This is a genomic window from Thalassolituus sp. UBA6592 (assembly GCF_002433655.1).
GTDB lineage: Bacteria > Pseudomonadota > Gammaproteobacteria > Pseudomonadales > Oceanobacteraceae > Venatoribacter.
The window spans coordinates 11,602-12,082 of sequence record NZ_DJIO01000016.1 but is presented as its reverse complement, the minus strand read 5'-3'; the positions used below and the strand labels follow the sequence as shown (position 1 = coordinate 12,082).

Annotated in this window: 1 protein-coding gene and 1 pseudogene; both read right to left on the bottom strand. The window is 57.2% G+C overall.

What is annotated here, in order from left to right; all coding sequences use genetic code 11:
- Positions 1–138 (bottom strand): ThiF family adenylyltransferase (locus B2Z72_RS01420; RefSeq protein WP_297004039.1); only part of this gene is annotated, 138 nt, incomplete at its 3' end.
- Between the two features lie 27 nt (positions 139–165).
- A pseudogene (locus B2Z72_RS01415) lies at positions 166–481 on the bottom strand (protein-(glutamine-N5) methyltransferase, release factor-specific); the annotation flags it as partial.

Below are 481 nucleotides of genomic sequence, written 5' to 3'. Positions count from 1 at the left end.
ATACTGCACCACCGGACTGCCAAGACCGCCAAGACCGACGACCAGTACATGAGCGGCCAACAGTTTTTCCTGACCGTCGATATCCATCTGCGGCAGCATAATGTGGCGGCTGTATCTGAGCAGTTGTTCGTCGTTCATAACCGGGCCTTTAATAAGTCAGTACTGTCAGGCAATGCGCTGCGCAGGCCAGCGCCCACCACTGATTCTTGGATTAGCGCCGAGATCGCAGCGGTTTTCAACGTCGGTGAAGCCACGCTGACGCAGCAGCTCACATACAGCATCGGCCTGCTGCCAGCCGTGTTCCAGCAGCAGCCAGCCGTCGGCAGTCAGATAGTCCGGAGCCTGCTCAATAATATGACGAAGATCGGCTAAGCCCTGCTCTTCCGCCACCAGCGCGCTGCGCGGTTCAAAGCGTACATCGCCCTGCTGCAGATGCTCGTCGGCACCATCAATATAAGGCGGATTGCTGACGATCAGATCA